The sequence below is a fragment of the Nocardioides sp. URHA0032 genome, assembly GCF_000620645.1.
Taxonomy (GTDB): domain Bacteria; phylum Actinomycetota; class Actinomycetes; order Propionibacteriales; family Nocardioidaceae; genus Nocardioides.
The window spans coordinates 1-17,907 of the sequence record NZ_KK211160.1 but is presented as its reverse complement, the minus strand read 5'-3'; the positions used below and the strand labels follow the sequence as shown (position 1 = coordinate 17,907).

The window sequence follows — 17,907 nt, the reverse complement described above, 5'->3', positions numbered from 1 at the left end:
GATCAGCCCAGGCGCAGCCGGAAGCTGTCCGCGACGCAGCCGCTCAGCACCACGTTGCCGAGCTCGCGGCTGCGGCGCAGGTGGTCGATGCCGCTGACGCGTACCTTCTCGCCCGCGAACCGGTGCGGCACGAACACCCGCAGCCCGCATCGGCCCGCGCCGTTCCCGGCCCTGCCGCGCAGGTCCAGCTCGCCGGTGCGGCCGTCGGAGGTGAGCGCCGTGATCGTGCCCGGCACCGCCCGCGGCACCGGCCGGCCCAGCACGTCGCCGAACGCCGGGTCGACGGGGGAGGCGACCTGCTCGGGGCAGGAGTACCGGATCAGGCTGGGTGAGACCGCCGCCGGCTCGCCACCGGGCCGGTTCACCACGTGCGGGTCGCCGCAGGCCTGCTTCCAGTCCCACCATGCGCCGCCGTACCCGGCGGAGTCCTCGGCCGCGGCGTACCGCTCGATCTTGTCCGAGGCGTCGGCCGGGTGCTCCGGCCAGAAGCCCCACTCGCCGCCCCACACCGTCACGCCGTGCTGCCGGGCGACGGCCCGGGCGCTCGCGAAGCCGCCCGGGATGCTGTTCGGCGACAGCGACTCGGCGTAGATGTGCGGCGCGAACACGAGGTTGCGGTCCCGGGTGAACCCCGGGGCCGGCACCGGGTTGCTGCCGAAGGCCGACCACAGCACGCTCGGCTCCCAGAACACGATGTGGTGGAAGCCGCCGCCCGCCCGCTCCCCCGCCCGGATCGCGCGGATCGCGCGGCCGTAGAAGGCGCCGAGGTCGGTGGTGCCGTTGGCGGTCGGGTCCAGGCCGAAGCCCGGCTCGTTCAGCAGGTCGAACCCGGCCACGGCACGGGTGCGCGCGAAGTCCTGGGCGAGGCGTCCCCACGTCTCGACGAGGTGGGCCTGGATGCCGTCGGTGTCGTCCCAGAAGTGCTGCCATGCGTGGATCACCGCGGGCGCGAGCTCACGCTCGCCCGGCCGGCAGGTCGAGGCGCCGTCGGTGATCGTCGCCCACTCCGGCGCCCCGTCCCAGCCGTTGTTGGGCACGGTGCCCTTCGGGCAGGTCACGTCCTGCGGGGTGTCGACCGCGATGCCGTAGGCGTCCTGGTGCATGTCGAGCACGACGTACAGGCCGTACGACGCCGCCCACCGCACCGCCTGCCGGATCCGGGCGACGTACGCCGTGTCGTAGGCGCCCGGGGTCGGCTCCAGCGCCGACCAGCTGACGATCAGCCGCACGCTGTTGAAGCCGAGCCGCGCGATGTCGTGGAAGTCGTCCGCGGTCAGCGGCACCGTCGGCGCGAGGTCGGGGCTGGCCTGGAAGTACTCGCCGACCTGGTTCACGTTGACCCCGCGGAGCAGGACCTGCGCGCCGTGCTCGGTGCGGATCGCAGCCTTCGCCCCGTGGGTCGCGTGCAGCCGCGGGAGCGGGTCGGCGGAGGCGACCGCCGGGCTCAGGAGGACGGCGGCGAGGGCGAGGGCGAGGGCACGGAGCACGCGCGCATCCTAGAACCTGTTCTCGCCGTCAGCTCAGGCAGGTCAGCAGCTGCGTGGCGCGGGTGAGCACGACGTACAGCGTCGCCCGGCCGGTGGCCGACTCGTCCTCGATCTCCTGGGGGCGGACGACGACGATCCCGTCGAACTCCAGGCCCTTGGTGTCCAGGCCGGTGAGCACGACGACCCGGTCCTCCCCGGACGGCGTGACCGAGGAGTCGATGGCCGCCCGGGCGCCCGGTGCGTCGTCGGCGAGCTCCGGCCAGGACGCCAGCCAGGCGTTGACCTCCGAGCGCCGGGCGACGGGGACCACGATGCCGACCGTGCCCTGGACCTGCGCCGCGACCTCGGCGACCGCAGCGCGGGTGGCGGACTCGAGGTCCGCCGCTCCTCCGACGACCTGCGGCTCGACGCCGGTCGACCGGACCGCGGTCGGCAGGTCGGCGTCCAGGCCGACCCGCTGGGCGTACGCCGCGGCGAAGGCGTAGATCTCCGAGGAGTTCCGGTAGTTGGTGGACAGGTGGAACTCGTGGATCTCCTTGCCCTCGAGCGCCGCGGCCCGAGCCTCGGCCGCCTCGGCCGGCACCGGCCACGAGGACTGCGCCGGGTCGCCCACGATCGTCCAGGACGCCGTGCGGCCCCGGCGCCCGACCATCCGCCACTGCATCGGCGTGAGGTCCTGGGCCTCGTCGATGAGCACGTGGGCGTACGGGTCGTCCTCGATCCGGTGGGTGGGCGGTGCCCACGCCCGCCCGCTCGGCGCGAACTCGCGGTCCGCCGCCGTGAACAGCTCCTGGACGTCGACACCGCCCTCGAGCAGGCCGGTCTCGTCGAGGTCGCGCTCGTCGTCGGTGCGGGCCGGGACGTCCCCGATGGCGTACCGCAGCTCGTCGAGGAGCGGCACGTCCTCGATCGACGGGGCGCCGGCCGTCCACGACTTCGCGAGCAACCGCTGCTCCTCGGGCCCGAGGACGCCGTCGGCGACCCGGGCCAGGAACTCCGGCTCCCGCAGCCAGCCGAACACCTCGGTGGCGTCGAGCGGCGGCCACCAGGCGGCTGCGAAGTCGACGAACGCCGGCGTCGACATCATGTCGTCGTCGAACGCCTCCCGGCCCCGGTCGCGACCGCGCTCGCCGCGCACCTGCCGCCACATCGCGTCGAGCAGCGTGGGCACGACGCGCGGGAGCTGCCGGTTGCGTCGGCCCTGCGACATCAGCTGGCGACGCAGCCGGCCGAGGTCGCCGCGGCCCAGCACGATCGTGTCGTCCCGCCAGAAGATCCGGAACTCGGCGGGGCTGCCGGGCGCCTGCTGCCGCGCGGTGCGCCGCATCACCTCGGCCATCCGTGCCGAGCCCTTCACGTCGGCGACGGCCGGCTCGTCGTGCCGGGTGGCGCGCAGGCCGTCCACGACCTCGCCGAGCGAGCGCAGCGCGACCGCCGTCTCCCCGAGGCTCGGGAGCACCCGCTCGATGTAGCGCATGAAGACGCCGCTCGGGCCGACGATCAGCACGCCGCCGCTCTCGTAGCGCCGCCGGTCGGTGTAGAGGAGGTACGCCGCGCGGTGGAGCGCCACCACGGTCTTGCCGGTGCCCGGCCCGCCGGAGATCGTGACGACGCCCTTGCCCGGGGCGCGGATCGCCTGGTCCTGCTCGGCCTGGATGGTCGCGACGATCGAGTGCATCGAGCGGTCGCGTGCCCGCGAGAGCTGGGCCATCAGCGCGCCCTCGCCGATGATCGGCAGGTCCGCTCCAGACTGCTCGAGCGCGTCGGCGTCCAGGAGCTCGTCCTCCACGCCGACCACGACGTTCCCCGCGGCGCGGAGCACCCGGCGCCGGATGACGTCCTGCGGCTCTGCGGCGGTGGCCTGGTAGAACACGGCGGCGGCGGGAGCGCGCCAGTCGATCAGCAGCGAGTCCCGGTTGGCGTCCCGCAGGCCGATCCGGCCGATGTAGCGCGGCTCGGGGTCGACCTCGCCGCGCAGGTCGAGGCGTCCGAAGACCAGCCCCTCGTGCGCGGCGTCCAGCTGCGCGATCCGGCGCGCGGCCTGGAACACCATCGCGTCCCGCTCCACCAGACCACCCTCGTGGCCGAGCCGGCCACGACTGTGGCCCTCCTTCGCGATCTCGGCTGCGGCCCTGGCGGACTCCGCCAGCTGCACGTACACCCGGTCAACGAACGCCTGCTCGTTGGCGATCTCCCGATCGACCAGCTCTTCCGACAACGCCTGTCTTCCCCTCGTCCCGGACCGATTCCGGCAAGTCGACAAGCGTACCCGTCGGCTACTTCTTCCGTGTCAGGAACGCCGTCATCGCGGACTTCGCCTCGTCGGAGGCGAACAGCCGGGCGGACAGCTCGGCCATCTCGGCGCCGTGTGCGTCGATGCGGGCGACCAGCTCGCGGTTGAGTATCCGCTTGGACTCACGCAGGCCCTGCGGGGCGCCGCCGGCCAGCGACGCGCAGACCCGGGCGACCTCGTCGTCCAGCGCGTCGGCGGCTACGGCGGTGGTGACCAGGCCGTACGCCGCCGCGTCGGCGCCGCTGAACACCTCGCCACCGAGGGTGGTCAGCGCGGCTGCGCGGGGGTTCATCCGGGCATGCACGGTGAGCGAGATGATCGCGGCGGCCAGCCCGAGCTTGACCTCGGTGAGCGCGAACGTCGCGTCCTCCGCGGCCACCACGACGTCCGAGGCCGCCACGATGCCGATGCCACCAGCGCGCACCGCGCCGTACACCCGCGTCACCACGGGCTTGTCCAGGGTCGCGATCAGTCGCTGCAGCTCCACGATCCGGCGCGCACCCTCGTCCATCCCGCCGGTCGACGCCTCGGAGAGGTCGGCGCCGGAGCAGAACACCCGGCCCTCGGCGGCGATCAGCACCACCCGGACGCCGTCGTCGGCGGCGGCCCGCTCGATCGCCTCGAAGAGCTCCGTCACGAGCTGGCGCGACAGTGCGTTGCGGTTGTGGGGCGAGTCCAGGGTGATCGTCGCGACCGCCTCGGACCAGGTGTAGTGAACGATCTCGGGCATGCGGCCCATCCTGACAGGAGAGCCTGCCGCAGGCCCGAGCTCGCCCCCTGGGGTCCCGGTGTCAGTGCCGGAGGCGCACCGTCCGCGTGTCCCCGCCGATCTTCAGCGTGGCCTTCTTGAGCGCCTTGGACCCGAGCGCCCTCTTGCCGGCGGCGGTCGTGTGCAGCCGCAGCGTGCCCTTCTTGCCGGACCGGATCTTGTACGCGCCCTTCGCGAGCACCGTCCCGGCCTTGATGGTCCGGCCGCCCACCTTGATCGTCGACGCCGTGACCAGCGTGGCCCGGCCCTTGCAGGTGCCCCCGCCGTTGCCGCAGCGGACGGCCGCGGAGACCGTCGCACCGGACACCGCGAGCGGTGCCAGCGGCGTGACGACCGGCGAGTCGTCGACCTGGATGCTGACGCTGTCGCTGTTGTCGCCGCTGGTCGTCTCCGGGGTCGAGGTGGTCACGGTCGCGGTGTTCACGACGTGGCCGCCCTGGTCGGCGCCCTTCTCGGTGCGGTTCTTCAGGCAGAGCAGGTACAGGTCACCGCTCAGCGGCTGGCTGGTCGGGTTGTAGAACTTGAACACCCGGATGATCGGCCGTGGGTCGTTGCCGAGCACGACCAGGCCCGCGTCGATGTCGTAGCCCGCCACGACGCCCTTGGCGTCGTCCGCGCAGCTGAGCGTGAACTCCGCCTCCTGGCCAGGCTGGACGGTGATGTGCTGACGCACCTCGTCGAGCCCGAGGTGGTGGGTGTGCCCGTCCACGACGCTGACCAGGTCGTCCAGGCAGCGCATGGTGAACGTGCCCGTGGTCGCGCCGCCGTCGTTGACGACCCCCCACGTCCAGCCGTTGGTGCCCGACGGGTACGTCGTCAGGACCGGCGCGATGCCGTCGAGCACGTAGCCGGGTTGGATCGGGGTCTGGCCCGGGCCACAGTTCAGCGTGACGTCGGTCCGGCCGTGCGGCAGCGGCTCGGTGTGGCTCATCAGGTCACCGACCACGATGTGGTGGCTGTGGCCGTTGACGACCTCGCTCTCGGTCTTCACGCACACCGAGAACACCTTCGCCTGCGCTCGTCCCGTCGCCTCGTTCACGAAGTGCGCTCGCCAGCTGTCGTTGCCGACCGCGTGGTTCTCGGTCATGTGCAGGTCGGCGAGCGTTCCGGTCCCCTGGTCGACGTGGTCGATGCGGCCCGAGCCGTCGGTCACGACGTACCCGGTCGGGCAGACGACGGTGCCGGTGGCCTCGTCGCCCGGCTCGACGTCGACCTGGACCTCGGCCTTCTGCACGTCGAAGAGGTGCTGGTGGTCCGCACCGAGCTCCGGCAGCGGGTCGATCCTGACCTGGACGTCGACGCTCCGGGTGCCCCCGGCCGGGACCGTGCCCAGCTCGCAGCGGACCGTCGAGCCGGAGCGGTCGCACGCGGCGTCCGCGGACACGAAGGTCACGCCGCTCGGGAGGGCGTCGTTCACCACCACGTCGTGGGCGTTGGCCGCGCCGGTGTTGGTGACGGTCAGCGTGTAGGTGATCACGTCCCCGACCCGCGGAGTGGCGTCGTCGACGGTCTTCACGACCTTGACGTTGGTCACCGTCGGCTGGACCGGGGTGTGGGTGGAGTCGGTGTCCTGCACCGTGCCGCCGTCCGGCGTCCTGCCGGTCGCCGTCGCGGTGTTGTCAACGCCGCCGCTGGTGACGTCGGCCGCGGTGACGGTATAGACGACGTCCGTGCAGTCGAAGGACTCGTCCGGGTCGAGACCGCCCGAGGGGCACGTCACGGGACCGACCTTCGGGTCGCTCACCATCACCGGGTCGAGCTTGACGTTGCCGGTGTTGGTCACCTGGAACGAGTAGGTGACGGTGTCGCCGGCGTCCGGGCCGTTGCCGTCCAGGTCGTTGACCGCACTGGCGGTCTTGGACAGCTGGATCGAGCCGGTGGCGGGCAGGTCCACGGTCCGCGCGTCGTCGTCGGTCACGGTGCCGCCGGTCGGCGTGCTGCCGGTGACGGTCGCGGTGTTGTCGACCGAGCCGTTGTCGACGTCCGCCTGGGTCAGCGTGTAGGTGCGCGGGTCGCAGTCGACCGACGCACCGGGCGCCAGCGGGCTGCTCGGGCAGGACACCGGACCGACCTTCGGGTCGGCGACGGTGATGTTGGTGAGCGTGACGTTGCCGGTGTTGGTGACCTTGAACGTGTAGGTCACGGTGTCACCGTCGTCGATGCCGTTGCCGTTGAGGTCGTGTACCGCGCTGGCGGTCTTCACCAGGTTGATCGATGCGCTCGGCGCCACCGGGGTGGTCGTCGAGTCGGTGTCGGTGACCTCGGAGCCGGTCGGCGGCGTGCCGTGGGCGGTCGCGGTGTTCGCCACCGTGCCGCCGTCCACGTCGGCCTGCGTCAGCGCGTACGTCCTGTCGGTGCACGCGACGGTCGCACCGGGTGCGAGCGGACCCGACGGGCAGCTGATCGCGCCACCGAGCTTCGGGTCGCTGACCGTGACCGGGTTCAGCGTCACGTTGCCGGTGTTCTTCACCGTGAACGAGTAGACGATGGTGTCGCCGGCGTCGGGACCGTTGCCGTCGGTGTCGTTGATCGAGCCGGCGACCTTGTCCAGGAAGAGCGACGGCCCGGCCGGGACCGGCGTCGTCGTCGAGTCGGTGTCGGTGACCTCGGAGCCGGTCGGCGGCGTGCCGTGGGCGGTCGCGGTGTTCGCCACCGTGCCGCCGTCCACGTCGGCCTGCGTCAGTGCGTAGGCCTTGTTCGTGCAGGCGACCGTCGCACCGGGCGCCAGCGCGGTGCCCGGGCAGGTGATCGCGCCGAGCTTCGGGTCGCTCACGGTCACCGGGTTCAGCGTCACGTTGCCGGTGTTCTTCACCGTGAACGAGTAGGTGACGGTGTCACCGGCGTCCGGACCGTTGCTGTCACCGTCGACGATCGGCCCGGCCGACTTGTCGAGCTCCAGCGCCGGAGCCGCCGGCACCGGGCTGTTCGTCGTGTCCTGGTCGGTGACCTCGGGACCGGTCGGCGGCGTGCCGTGCGCGGTCGCGGTGTTCTGGACCCTGCCGAGGTCGACGTCGGCCTGGGTGAGGACGTACGCCGGCGCGGTGCACGTGACGGACGCGCCCGGCGCGAGCTGGTTCGGCGAGCAGGTCACGGTGCCGACCTTCGGGTCGGTCACGGAGACGGGGTTCAGCGTCACCGTGCCGATGTTGGTGACCTTGAACGTGTAGGTGATCCGGTCGCCCGCGTCCGGCCCGTTGCCGTCGAGGTCGACGATCGCGCCGGCGACCTTGTCGAGGTCGACGAGCGCCGTGGTGCCGGTCAGGATCGTCGTCGTCGAGTCCTCGTCGGTGACGTTGCTGCCCGTCGGCGGCTTGCCCGTCGCGGTCGCGGTGTTGTCCACGCGGCCGTTGTTCACGTCGGCCTGCGTCAGCGTGTAGTCCTTGTTCGGGCAGGTCATCGACTGGCCCGGGTCGAGCGAGCTCGTCGGGCACGGGATGGTGCCGCCGAGCTTCGGGTCGCTGACCGCGACGAGGGTGAGCCCGACGTTGCCGCGGTTGGTCACGACGAAGGAGTAGGTGATCACGTCACCGACGTCCGGGCCGTTGCTGTCGAGATCCTTGAGCGTGCTCGCGGACTTGTCGACCTCGATCGCCGGCAGCGACGGGACCGGGACGGTCGCGGTGTCGGTCGCGGTGACCGCCGAGCCGGTCGGCGGCGTGCCCTTCGCGGTCGCGCTGTTGTTCACCACGCCGGCGTTCACGTCGGCCTGGGTGAGGACGTACGGCGCTGCCGTGCAGGTGACGGAGTCCCCCGGAGCGAGCGTCGTCGGCGCGCAGGTCACCGTGCCGACCTTCGCGTCGGTGACGCCGACCGAGGTCAGCGGCACGTTGCCGGTGTTGGTCACCTTGAACGTGTAGGTGATCTTGTCGCCGGCGTCCGCGCCGTTGCTGTCCTGGTCGACGATCGCGCCGGCGACCTTGTCCAGCGCGACCCTCGGGTTGGCCGGCACGATGGTCGAGACGGTGTCGTCGTCGGTGACGATCACGCCGTTGGGGCCCTTGCCGGTGACCGAGGCGGTGTTGTCGACCTTGCCGGCGGTGACGTCGGCAGCGAGCAGCGTGTAGCTCTTGGGCGTGCAGGTCATGCTCGCGCCCACCGCCAGCGTCGTCTGCGGGCAGGTCACCGCGCCGACCTTGGCGTCGGTCACGGCGATGTTGCTGAGGGCGGTGTTGCCGGTGTCGGTCACCTTGAACGAATAGGTGACCGTGTCGCCGGCGTCCGGCCCGTTGCCGTCGAGGTCGCTGATCGCGCCAGCGGTCTTGTCGATCTCGATCGCCGGGAGCAGCGGCAGGTTGGTGAACGTGCAGACGGCGGTCGTGCCGGAGGTGCTCGGCATCGTGAACGTGCCGCTGTTGCCGGTGCCCTCGGAGAGCGTCGAGCCGTCGCCGGCCTTCACGCACTTCCACGTCGTCGTGTAGTCGTTGAGGTCCGTGCCGCCCGAGGCGGTCTGGGTGATCGTGTAGGTCGTGCTCGGCAGCACGACGACCGGGCCCGCGACCTCGCCGGAGGCGTCCTGCAGCCCGGTGTCCGTGCCGGTGGTGGTGCCGGTGTTGCCGGTGGTCACGCCGCCGCCCGTGATCGCGACCTTGAACTGGTCGGCGCTGTCGTGGCGGCCCTGCGGCAGGTCCACACGCGCCGAGGCGACGCTCGGCGCCGTGCACGAGGCCATGTCGGACAGGCTCAGCGAGACGGTCTTGGTCTGCACGAGCACACCGCTGGAGGGGTTGATCTTCAGCACCTTGCCGGAGCCGGTGCCGACGACCAGGTAGCCGTCGCCGTTGAACGCCATCGAGGCGTACTGGCCGGAGTTGTCCGGCAGGGTGGTCAGGAGGTTCGCGGTCAGCGCCGTCGTACCTGCGGTGGTGGGCAGCGGACCGTTGACGCGGGCCAGCGTGCCGGCCGCTGTGGTGCTGGCGTTGCTGACGACGTACAGGTTGCCGGTCGCGTCGAACGCCATGTCGCCGTTGCTCGAGAGGCCGCCGATCGTGCCGACCTGGCCGATCGAGGTGTTCGTGTTGGTGTTGAACGCGAACAGCTTCCAGGTCGAGCCGCCGGAGGCGTAGTAGTAGATCCCGTTCGCGGGGTTGATCGCACCCGCGATCACGCTGCTGGCGCTGGAGTTCGACGGGGCGCTCCAGGTGTCGGCGTCGTTGGTCGTCGCGTCGAACCGGATGATCGAGTTGTCGGCCCGGTTGAAGGCGTAGATGTACCGACCGCCGCCGCTCGGCAGCGCGAGTGCGTTGATGTCGTCGCTGCCGTCGGCCGGGATCGTCCCGTTGGGCGTGGACGTGCCGGCGGTCGGGTTGACCTTGCTGAGCACGTGCGTGTTGCCGTCGACGCTGTACACGACGTCGGTGGTGCACACGAAGCTCGGCGAGGACGACGAGCCACCTCCGGCCGCACGCGCGGGTGCGGCAGGCACCAGCACGAGAGCCAGGGCAGCTATTGCCATGGTGAGCACGACGACGCCCGCTCGACGAGCGTGGTCGTGCGGATACGCAGAAATGAGTGCGCGCGTCAGCGGCTTCATCGCGGTGGCCCCCCAGCCTCAGCCCGTCTCCGGGCAGTACGGTGCGATCGGCGAAACGGTAGGGGCTCCGCGGGTCGCCCGCGGCATCTTGAGGAAATCCTGAGAACCGGTCGGCTCCGAATGCGCTGTATGCGCACTCGTCTGCTGTACGCCGGCTCCGGAGTCCTCGCCGCCCTCGTCGGGGTCGCGGCCGGGCATGTCGTGGCCGCCGCTCTCGAGCCCGCGTCGTCACCGGTGCTGGTGGTCGGGTCGACGGTGATCGACCTGACGCCCACACCCCTGAAGGAATGGGCCATCCAGCGCTTCGGCACGCACGACAAGACGGTGCTGGTGGGCTCGGTGATGGTGGGCGTGCTGCTGCTCGCGGCGGTCGCGGGGCTGCTCGCGCGACGCCGTTTCCGGTACGGCGCAGCCCTGCTCCTCGTCCTCGTGGCGATCCCCGCGGTGGCCGCGCTGCGCCGTCCCGGAGCCGCTCCGAGCGACGTGCTGCCGAGCCTCGTGGCGGCGGTCACGGGGGTTGCGGCGCTGGCCTGGCTGGTCCGTACCAGTACGCCACCGGAGGCCGGCGGGCGACGCGGCGTTCTGCTCGCCGGCGGGGTCCTCGTCGGCGCCGCGGTCGGCCTCGGGGCGGCCGGGCAGTGGCTCACGTCGTACCGGACCCGCCCGGTCAGCATCGACCTGCCGGCCGCCGCCGACCCGGCCGGGCCGTTCCCGGCCGGCCTGGACCAGCGGGTGCCCGGGATCACGCCGTTCCGCACGCCGCGGTCCGACTTCTACCGCGTCGACACCCGGCTGACGCTGCCGATCGTCGACCCGGACGGCTGGACGCTGACCATCGACGGGGACGTGGACGACGAGGTGACGCTCACCCTCGACGACCTCCTCGCCATGCCGCTGGTCGAGCGCGACATCACGCTCACCTGCGTCTCCAACGAGGTCGGCGGCACGTACGTCGGAGCCGCGCGCTGGCTCGGCGTCCCCCTGACCGACCTGCTCGACAAGGCGGGCATCGACCGCACGAAGGCCGACCAGATCCTCAGCACCGACGTCGACGGCATGACGATCAGCACCCCGCTCGACGTCGCCACCGACGGCCGGGACGCCATGATCGCGGTCGGGATGAACGGGGCGTCGCTGCCACGCGAGCACGGCTTCCCGGCGCGGATGGTGGTGCCCGGCCTGTACGGCTTCGTCAGCGCCTGCAAGTGGATCACCCGGATGACGCTGACGACGTACGCCGAGCAGGACGCCTACTGGACCCATCGGAAGTGGGCGACCGACGCGCCGATCAAGCTCTCGAGCCGGATCGACACCCCGAGGCCGCTCTCGACCGTCGACGCCGGGCGCACCGTGATCGGCGGCATCGCGTGGGCGCAGCACAGCGGTGGCGTGCAGAAGGTCGACGTGCGCGTCGACGGCGGCGCGTGGCTGCCCGCCCGGCTCGGCCCGAGCGCGGGCAGCGGCTACTGGCGCCAGTGGTACCTGCCGTGGACGGCCGAGCCCGGCCAGCACATCCTCGCCGTACGCGCGACCGACGGCGACGGCGAGGTGCAGACGATGGCGCGCGCGACGCCGTTCCCGGCCGGGTCCAGCGGCGTGCAGCAGATCGTCGTCAACGTCAGGTGACCGACGTCACCCATCCGGTCGGCGAGCGGCTCCGAACCACTCATCGACCAGACCCGAACGGGAAGGCAAGACCATGAACCGCTCCCTCCGCCGTACCAGCGGCATCGCCGCACTCGCACTCACCGCCAGCATGGGGCTGGCCGCGTGCAGCAGCAGCGACTCCTCCGGTGACTCCACCGCGAGCGACACCCCGAGCTCGATGAGCAGCCCCTCCGACGACATGGGGTCGGACGCCGCCGTCGACGCCGGCGCCCAGACGTTCGGCGCCGGCTGCGCCGCCGTTCCCAGCTCCGGCGGCGGCTCGTTCAACGGGATGGCGACCGAGCCGGTCGCGACCGCGGCGAGCGCGAACCCGTTGCTGAAGACGCTCGTCGCCGCCGTCGGCGAGGCCGGCCTCGGGGACACGCTGAACTCGGCCGACGGCATCACGGTGTTCGCACCGACCGACGACGCGTTCGCGAAGATCCCGAAGAAGGCCCTGAAAGCCGTCCTGGCCGACAAGCAGACGCTGACCAAGGTCCTGACGTACCACGTGGTGCCGGGCCAGCTCACGCCCGACCAGCTCGCCGGCACGCACCAGACCCTCGAGGGCGACGACCTGACGGTGCAGGGCTCGGGCGAGGACTTCACGGTGGGGTCGGGCGACGCGCACGTCCTGTGCGGCAACATCCCGACCGCGAATGCCACTGTGTACGTCATCGACTCCGTGCTGATGCCCTGACGGGCAGGAGGAGCGACACGTGGACCACATCCGGCCTGTCGAGTCCGGCGGCCCGTCCCCCGAGGACGGGCCGCCGGCTCCCGACCTGGTCGACCTGCTCCGGTCGTCCGGTCGCGGCGACGAGCGCGCGTTCGCCCTCCTGTACGACGCCACGGCGTCGCGGGTGTTCGGCCTCGCGCTCCGCGTCGTGCGCGACCGGGCCCAGGCCGAGGAGGTGACCCAGGAGTCGTTCCTGGAGATCTGGCGCACCGCCGGGCGCTACGACCCCGACCGGGGCAGTCCGCTCTCGTGGCTGCTGACCATCACCCACCGCAAGTCGGTGGACCGGGTCCGGTCGGCAGAGTCGGCATCGCGACGCGACACCACGTACCAGCACCACAACCAGCCCGTCGATCACGACTCGACCGCCGAGGCCGCGCAGGCCTCGCTCGAGGCGCGCCGGGTCAGGGGGGCGCTGGCGCACCTGACCGAGGTGCAGCGCGAGGCCGTCAGCCTCGCCTATCTCGGCGGCTACACACACACGGAGGTGGCGACCATGCTCGACCTGCCGGTCGGCACTGCCAAGACCCGCATCCGGGACGGACTGATCCGGCTGCGCGACGCCCTGGGGGTGGGCTCATGAGTGAGCGAAGCGAACTCATCGTCCAAGACAGCGTGCCATGTGCCTCATGCGCGCACGGAGCGAAGCGAGTACGCGCATGAGTGACATCCACGCTCTCTCCGGCGCGTACGCCGTCGACGCGCTCGACGACCTCGAGCGCGCGGCGTTCGAGCGCCACCTCGCCGAGTGCCCGGAGTGCCGCGCCGAGGTGGCCGGCCTCCGTGAGGCCGCCGGCCTGCTCGCCGAGACGACGCCCGTCGAGCCGCCCGCCGAGCTCCGCGCCGCGGTGCTCGCCGGCATCGGCTCGATCCGTCCACTGCCCCCCGAGGTGCCGGTGGCCCGGCCGCGCCCGCGGCGTACCGCCCGGTGGCTGGTCGCCGCCGCGGCCGCCGTCCTGCTGGCCGGCGGAGGTGCCGTCGCCTGGCAGCAGCCGTGGTCGGACACGAGCCAGGGCAGCGTCCCGATCGCCGACCAGGTGCTGCACGCGTCGGACGCCAAGAGCACGTCGCTGGACTTCCCCGGCGGCGCGAAGGCGACGGTGACCCACTCCGACGGGCTCGACAAGGCGGTCATCGTCACGAAGGACATGCCGGCCCCGCCGGACGGGAAGGTCTACCAGCTGTGGCTGGACCAGCCCGGGCGCGGCATGGTCTCCGCCGGCGTGATGCCGGTCGCCGCCGACCAGACCGTGATCCTCAGCGGCGACGCCGCCACGGCACTCGCTGCGGGCATCACCGTCGAGCCGGCAGGTGGCTCCACATCGCCCACGACCAAGCCGATCGCGCTGTTCGACTTCGGGAGGACCAGTGCCTGACCCACGACAGCGCGTCGCCGTCGTCGGCTCCGGAGTCGCCGGGCTGACCGCGGCGTACGTCGCCTCCCGCACCGCACGGGTGACGCTCTACGAGGCGGACGACCGGCTCGGCGGCCACGCCGACACGCATCAGGTCGAGGAAGGCCCCGACGGGCACGCGATCGACACCGGCTTCATCGTGCACAACGAGCGGACCTATCCCACGCTGCTGCGGCTGTTCCGTGAGCTCGGGGTCGCGACGCAGGAGTCGGAGATGTCGATGTCCGTGCGCGACGACGTCTCCGGGGTCGAGTACGCCGGGGCGCTCGGCGCGCGGGGGCTCTTCCCGGGCGGCCGCAACCTCGCCAGCCCGGCGTACCTGCGGATGCTCGTCGACATCCCACGCTTCCACCGGCTGGCTCGGCGGCTCCGCGACGACGTGACGCTCCGCGAGTTCCTCGACCGGCACCGCTTCCCGCCGTACTTCCGCCGGCACTTCATGGAGCCGCTGGTCGCCGCGGTCTGGTCGTGCGACCCGGCGGTGGCGCTGGAGTACCCGGCGCGCTACCTGTTCGCGTTCCTCGAGCACCACGGGATGCTGTCCGTGTCGGACTCGCCGCAGTGGCGCACGGTCACCGGCGGCTCGCACGAGTACGTGCGCCGGGTCGCGGACGTGCTGCCGGACGTGCGGCTCGGCACCAAGGTCACCTCGGTCCTCGAGACCGCGGACCGGGTGGACGTCACGGACGGCAACGGCTCCGTCGAGCGGTACGACGCCGTCGTCCTCGCGACGCATCCGGGCCAGGCGCTGGCGATGCTGGCCGCACCGACGGCCGCGCAGCGCGAGGTCCTGGGTGCGATCGACTACTCGCACAACGTCGCGCTGCTGCACACCGACACCTCGGTGCTGCCGCGCGCCGAGGGCGCCCGGGCGTCGTGGAACTTCCACCGGCCGGCCGAGGCCCGCGGCCACGTCACCGTCACCTACGACCTGACCCGGCTGCAGCGGCTGCCCACCACCACGCGCTACCTCGTCACGCTCGGCGGCGAGGACCTCGTCGACCCGGCGCTGGTCCTCGACCGGATGGAGTACGAGCACCCGCTCTACACGCCCGCGTCGGTCGCCGCCCAGGCCCGGCTGCCCGAGCTCGACACCGACCGGCTCGCGTTCGCCGGCGCGTACCACGGGTGGGGCTTCCACGAGGACGGCGCGCGCTCCGGCGCCGCCGCCGCGGCGCGGCTCGGGTTCGACTGGGGTGAGCCCGAGCCGTCGCCCGGCGTCTACGCGACGACGATCCGGCACACCCGCCGGGCGCCGTTCCGGCGCACGTTCACGCACCGGTCGCACACCTGGGTGGTCGACCTGGACCGACTTCCCGACCACGGCGTCCTCGGCCGGTTCGAAGCCCGGGACCACCTCGGGGACCCGACGCTGACGATCCGCGACAACGTGGCGGCGTTCCTGCTGCGCCACGGCGTCGAGTTCGGCGCCGGCCGCTTGTGGATGGCCGCCCACCCCCGCGCGCTCGGCTACTGCTTCAACCCGATCAGCGTGTTCTGGGTCTTCCCGGAGCAGCAGCCGCCGTGCGTGGTCGTCGAGGTGCACAACACCTACGGCGACCGGCACGCCTACCTCGTGCACCCGGACGCGCACGGCCGGGCCTCCACCCCGAAGGCGATGTACGTGTCGCCGTTCCACGGCACCGACGGCCGGTACGACCTGCGGGTGCCGGTGCCGGGCGACGACCTCCTCGTGGCGGTCACGCTGACCAGTGACGACGGCGCCCGGTTCAGCGCCTCGCTGACCGGTCGCCGCTCGACCCACGGGCCGCTGCGCGCGGCGCCCGCCGCCCTGCGCGGCGCGCTGCTGATCCGTGCCCACGGCCTCGCTCTCTGGCTGCGGCGGCTCCCGGTCCGCCCGCGCCCCGACCACCACCAGCAAGCTGTCCGATGACCATCACCCCGACCCGGGCTGCCTGGCCCTCCCTCGAGGACGTCCCGGGCGGCGCGCGCACCGCGGTCTCGGCCCGCGTTGCCCGCGGGCTCTTCCGTTCGGCGATGAGCCGGCTGCCGTTGGAGCCCTACGCGATCACCCTCCACCGGCCCGACGAGGTGTACGCGCGGCTGGGCCGCGACGGGCTCATCGGGTTCGGTGAGTCCTACCTGACCGGTGCCTGGGACGCCGAGGACCTGACCGGGTTCCTCACCGTCCTCGCGTCGAACGTCGCGGACCTGGTCCCGCGGCCCCTGCAGCGGATGCGCCGACTGGTGCTGCCCGGGACCCCGCGCGACCACCGCACGACGAAGGACCACACCCGCGAGCTGATCGCCCACCACTACGACCTCTCCAACGACCTGTTCCGGCTGTTCCTCGACGAGTCCCTGACGTACTCCTCGGCGCTCTTCGACGGGACCACCGACCTGCACGAGGCGCAGCTCCGCAAGATCGACCGGCTCCTCGACGCGGCCGCAGTCGGCCCCGGCACCCGGGTGCTCGAGATCGGCACGGGATGGGGCGAGCTCGCGATCCGCGCCGCTGCCCGGGGAGCTACGGTCCGCTCCCTCACGCTGTCGGTCGAGCAGCAGGCGCTGGCCCGCGAGCGGATCGCGGCTGCCGGGTACGCCGACCGCGTGCAGGTCGACCTCTGCGACTACCGCGACGCGACCGGGTCGTACGACGCCGTCCTCTCGGTCGAGATGGTCGAGGCGGTCGGGTACGAGTACTGGCCGACCTACTTCCGCACGCTGGACCGGGTGCTGGCGCCCGGCGGTCGCGTCGGGCTGCAGGCGATCCTGATGCCGCACCAACGGATGCTGGCGACGCGCGGCAGCTACACGTGGATCAACAAGTACGTCTTCCCCGGTGGCTTCCTGCCGTCGGCCCGGGCGATCGACGAGATCGCCTCCCGGGAGACGACGCTGCGGGTCGTGGACCGGCTGGCGTTCGGCGCCGACTACGCCGAGACGCTGCGCCGGTGGGACGAGGCGTTCCTCGCCCGCCGGGACGAGGTGCTCGCCCTCGGGTTCGACGAGACCTTCCTGCGGATGTGGCACTTCTACCTCTGCTACTCGCGGGCCGGGTTCGCGTCCGGGTACCTCGACGTGCAGCAGCTGACCCTCGCCCGGGAGGACTGATGGACTGTGCCCGTGCCTGACTTCTTGATCGTGGCCGGCCTGTCGCTCGCCGTCGCGCTCGTCGTGATGACGCTGACCGCGCTGGCCGCCGTACGCCTCGGCCGCGTGTCGGTCGTCGACGTCGCCTGGGGACTGGCCCTGGTCGGGGTCGCGCTCGTCTGCGCGGTCGTCGCGGGTGACTGGCAGTCGTGGCTGCTGGTCGGCCTGGTCGCGGTGTGGGGCGGCCGCCTGTCGTCGCACATCTTCACCCGCGCCCGCGGCCACGGTGAGGACCCGCGCTACCGCGAGCTGCTCGGCGGACCGCTGCCCGAGGTCGGCGTCGGCGTCGCCGTACGCCGGGTCTTCCTGGTGCAGGGCGCGGCGGTCTGGCTGGTCTCGCTGCCGCTGCAGGCCGCGGCCCTATCGTCTACCTCGTGGACGACGGCGGTCTGGCTGGGGTTGCTCGTCTGGGTCGTGGGCGTGGTGTTCGAGTCCGTCGGCGACGCCCAGCTCTCGGCGTACAAGCGCGACCCGGACCGCGGCCCGGTGATGGACCGCGGGCTCTGGTCCTGGACGCGGCACCCCAACTACTTCGGCGACGCCTGCGTCTGGTGGGGCATCTGGCTCGTCGGCGGGGTCGCCTCCGGCTGGCTGGCGGCGGCCGTCACTGTCCTCTCCCCGGCCGCCATGACCGTCTGGCTGGTGTGGATCACCGGCGCCCGGCTGCTGGAGAGGACGATGATGAAGCGCGCGGGCTATCCCGAGTACGCCGCGCGCACCTCGATGTTCGTGCCGCTCCCGCCGCGCCGGGGCGCGCGCCGGAGTTAGGCGCACCCGGCAGGGACGTTGCCGGCGGCCGGCCTGTGGCTTGCGGACCGTGGGTGGTGGCGACCGACATGGCAGCGAGTGGGGACGGCGGGTGGGTGGTTGCGGTCGCCTCCCGGCTTGCCGGCGGCCGGTCTGCGGCTTGCGG

The 17,907-nt window shown here is 72.4% G+C and carries 11 protein-coding genes; 7 read left to right on the top strand and 4 right to left on the bottom strand.

What is annotated here, in order from left to right:
* Positions 1-2: 2 nt before the first annotated feature.
* The 4 genes from N538_RS26100 to N538_RS26095 form a co-directional block, all read right to left on the bottom strand.
* Positions 3-1,487: a glycoside hydrolase family 5 protein gene (locus N538_RS26100; protein WP_051549422.1), complete on the bottom strand. Its 1,485-nt coding sequence runs from the start codon at positions 1,485-1,487 to the stop codon at positions 3-5.
* Positions 1,488-1,515: 28 nt separating this feature from the next.
* Positions 1,516-3,705: a HelD family protein gene (locus tag N538_RS0118110; protein WP_028638473.1), complete on the bottom strand. Its 2,190-nt coding sequence runs from the start codon at positions 3,703-3,705 to the stop codon at positions 1,516-1,518.
* Positions 3,706-3,763: 58 nt separating this feature from the next.
* The gene (locus N538_RS0118105) at positions 3,764-4,510 is read right to left on the bottom strand and encodes an enoyl-CoA hydratase-related protein (protein WP_331279526.1); all 747 of its coding nucleotides are present in this window, start codon (positions 4,508-4,510) and stop codon (positions 3,764-3,766) included.
* Positions 4,511-4,571: 61 nt separating this feature from the next.
* Positions 4,572-10,079, bottom strand: a complete 5,508-nt coding sequence (locus N538_RS26095; RefSeq protein ID WP_081790572.1) for a DUF11 domain-containing protein — start codon at positions 10,077-10,079, stop codon at positions 4,572-4,574.
* A gap of 129 nt (positions 10,080-10,208) precedes the next feature.
* Between N538_RS26095 and N538_RS0118090 the strand changes: the two genes are divergently transcribed.
* From N538_RS0118090 to N538_RS0118060, 7 genes are all read left to right on the top strand, one after another.
* Positions 10,209-11,705, top strand: coding sequence for a molybdopterin-dependent oxidoreductase (locus N538_RS0118090; RefSeq protein ID WP_036571257.1), 1,497 nt, complete (start codon positions 10,209-10,211; stop codon positions 11,703-11,705).
* 73 nt (positions 11,706-11,778) lie between these two features.
* Positions 11,779-12,426: a fasciclin domain-containing protein gene (locus tag N538_RS0118085; RefSeq protein WP_028638470.1), complete on the top strand. Its 648-nt coding sequence runs from the start codon at positions 11,779-11,781 to the stop codon at positions 12,424-12,426.
* A gap of 19 nt (positions 12,427-12,445) precedes the next feature.
* A complete protein-coding gene (sigK, locus tag N538_RS0118080; protein WP_028638469.1) occupies positions 12,446-13,048 on the top strand; it encodes an ECF RNA polymerase sigma factor SigK in 603 nt (200 codons plus the stop codon).
* Positions 13,049-13,124: 76 nt separating this feature from the next.
* Positions 13,125-13,841, top strand: a complete 717-nt coding sequence (locus N538_RS0118075) for an anti-sigma factor (RefSeq protein WP_028638468.1) — start codon at positions 13,125-13,127, stop codon at positions 13,839-13,841.
* On the top strand, positions 13,834-15,774 hold the full coding sequence (locus N538_RS0118070; protein WP_028638467.1) for an FAD-dependent oxidoreductase: 1,941 nt from the start codon (positions 13,834-13,836) through the stop codon (positions 15,772-15,774). The genes N538_RS0118075 and N538_RS0118070 overlap by 8 nt, the downstream gene beginning before the upstream one ends.
* Positions 15,771-16,955 (top strand): SAM-dependent methyltransferase, encoded by a 1,185-nt coding sequence (locus N538_RS0118065; protein WP_028638466.1) that lies wholly within the window; start codon positions 15,771-15,773, stop codon positions 16,953-16,955. The genes N538_RS0118070 and N538_RS0118065 overlap by 4 nt, the downstream gene beginning before the upstream one ends.
* 12 nt (positions 16,956-16,967) lie before the next feature.
* Positions 16,968-17,762: a DUF1295 domain-containing protein gene (locus tag N538_RS0118060; protein ID WP_028638465.1), complete on the top strand. Its 795-nt coding sequence runs from the start codon at positions 16,968-16,970 to the stop codon at positions 17,760-17,762.
* Positions 17,763-17,907: the final 145 nt, after the last annotated feature.

Coding starts and splice junctions, on each gene's coding strand:
- N538_RS0118090 (WP_036571257.1), top strand. CDS start 10,209: ATGCGCACTCGTCTGCTGTACGCCGGCTCCGGAGTCCTCGCCGCCCTC.
- N538_RS0118105 (WP_331279526.1), bottom strand. CDS start 4,510: ATGCCCGAGATCGTTCACTACACCTGGTCCGAGGCGGTCGCGACGATC.
- N538_RS26095 (WP_081790572.1), bottom strand. CDS start 10,079: ATGAAGCCGCTGACGCGCGCACTCATTTCTGCGTATCCGCACGACCAC.
- N538_RS0118075 (WP_028638468.1), top strand. CDS start 13,125: ATGAGTGACATCCACGCTCTCTCCGGCGCGTACGCCGTCGACGCGCTC.
- N538_RS0118085 (WP_028638470.1), top strand. CDS start 11,779: ATGAACCGCTCCCTCCGCCGTACCAGCGGCATCGCCGCACTCGCACTC.
- N538_RS0118065 (WP_028638466.1), top strand. CDS start 15,771: ATGACCATCACCCCGACCCGGGCTGCCTGGCCCTCCCTCGAGGACGTC.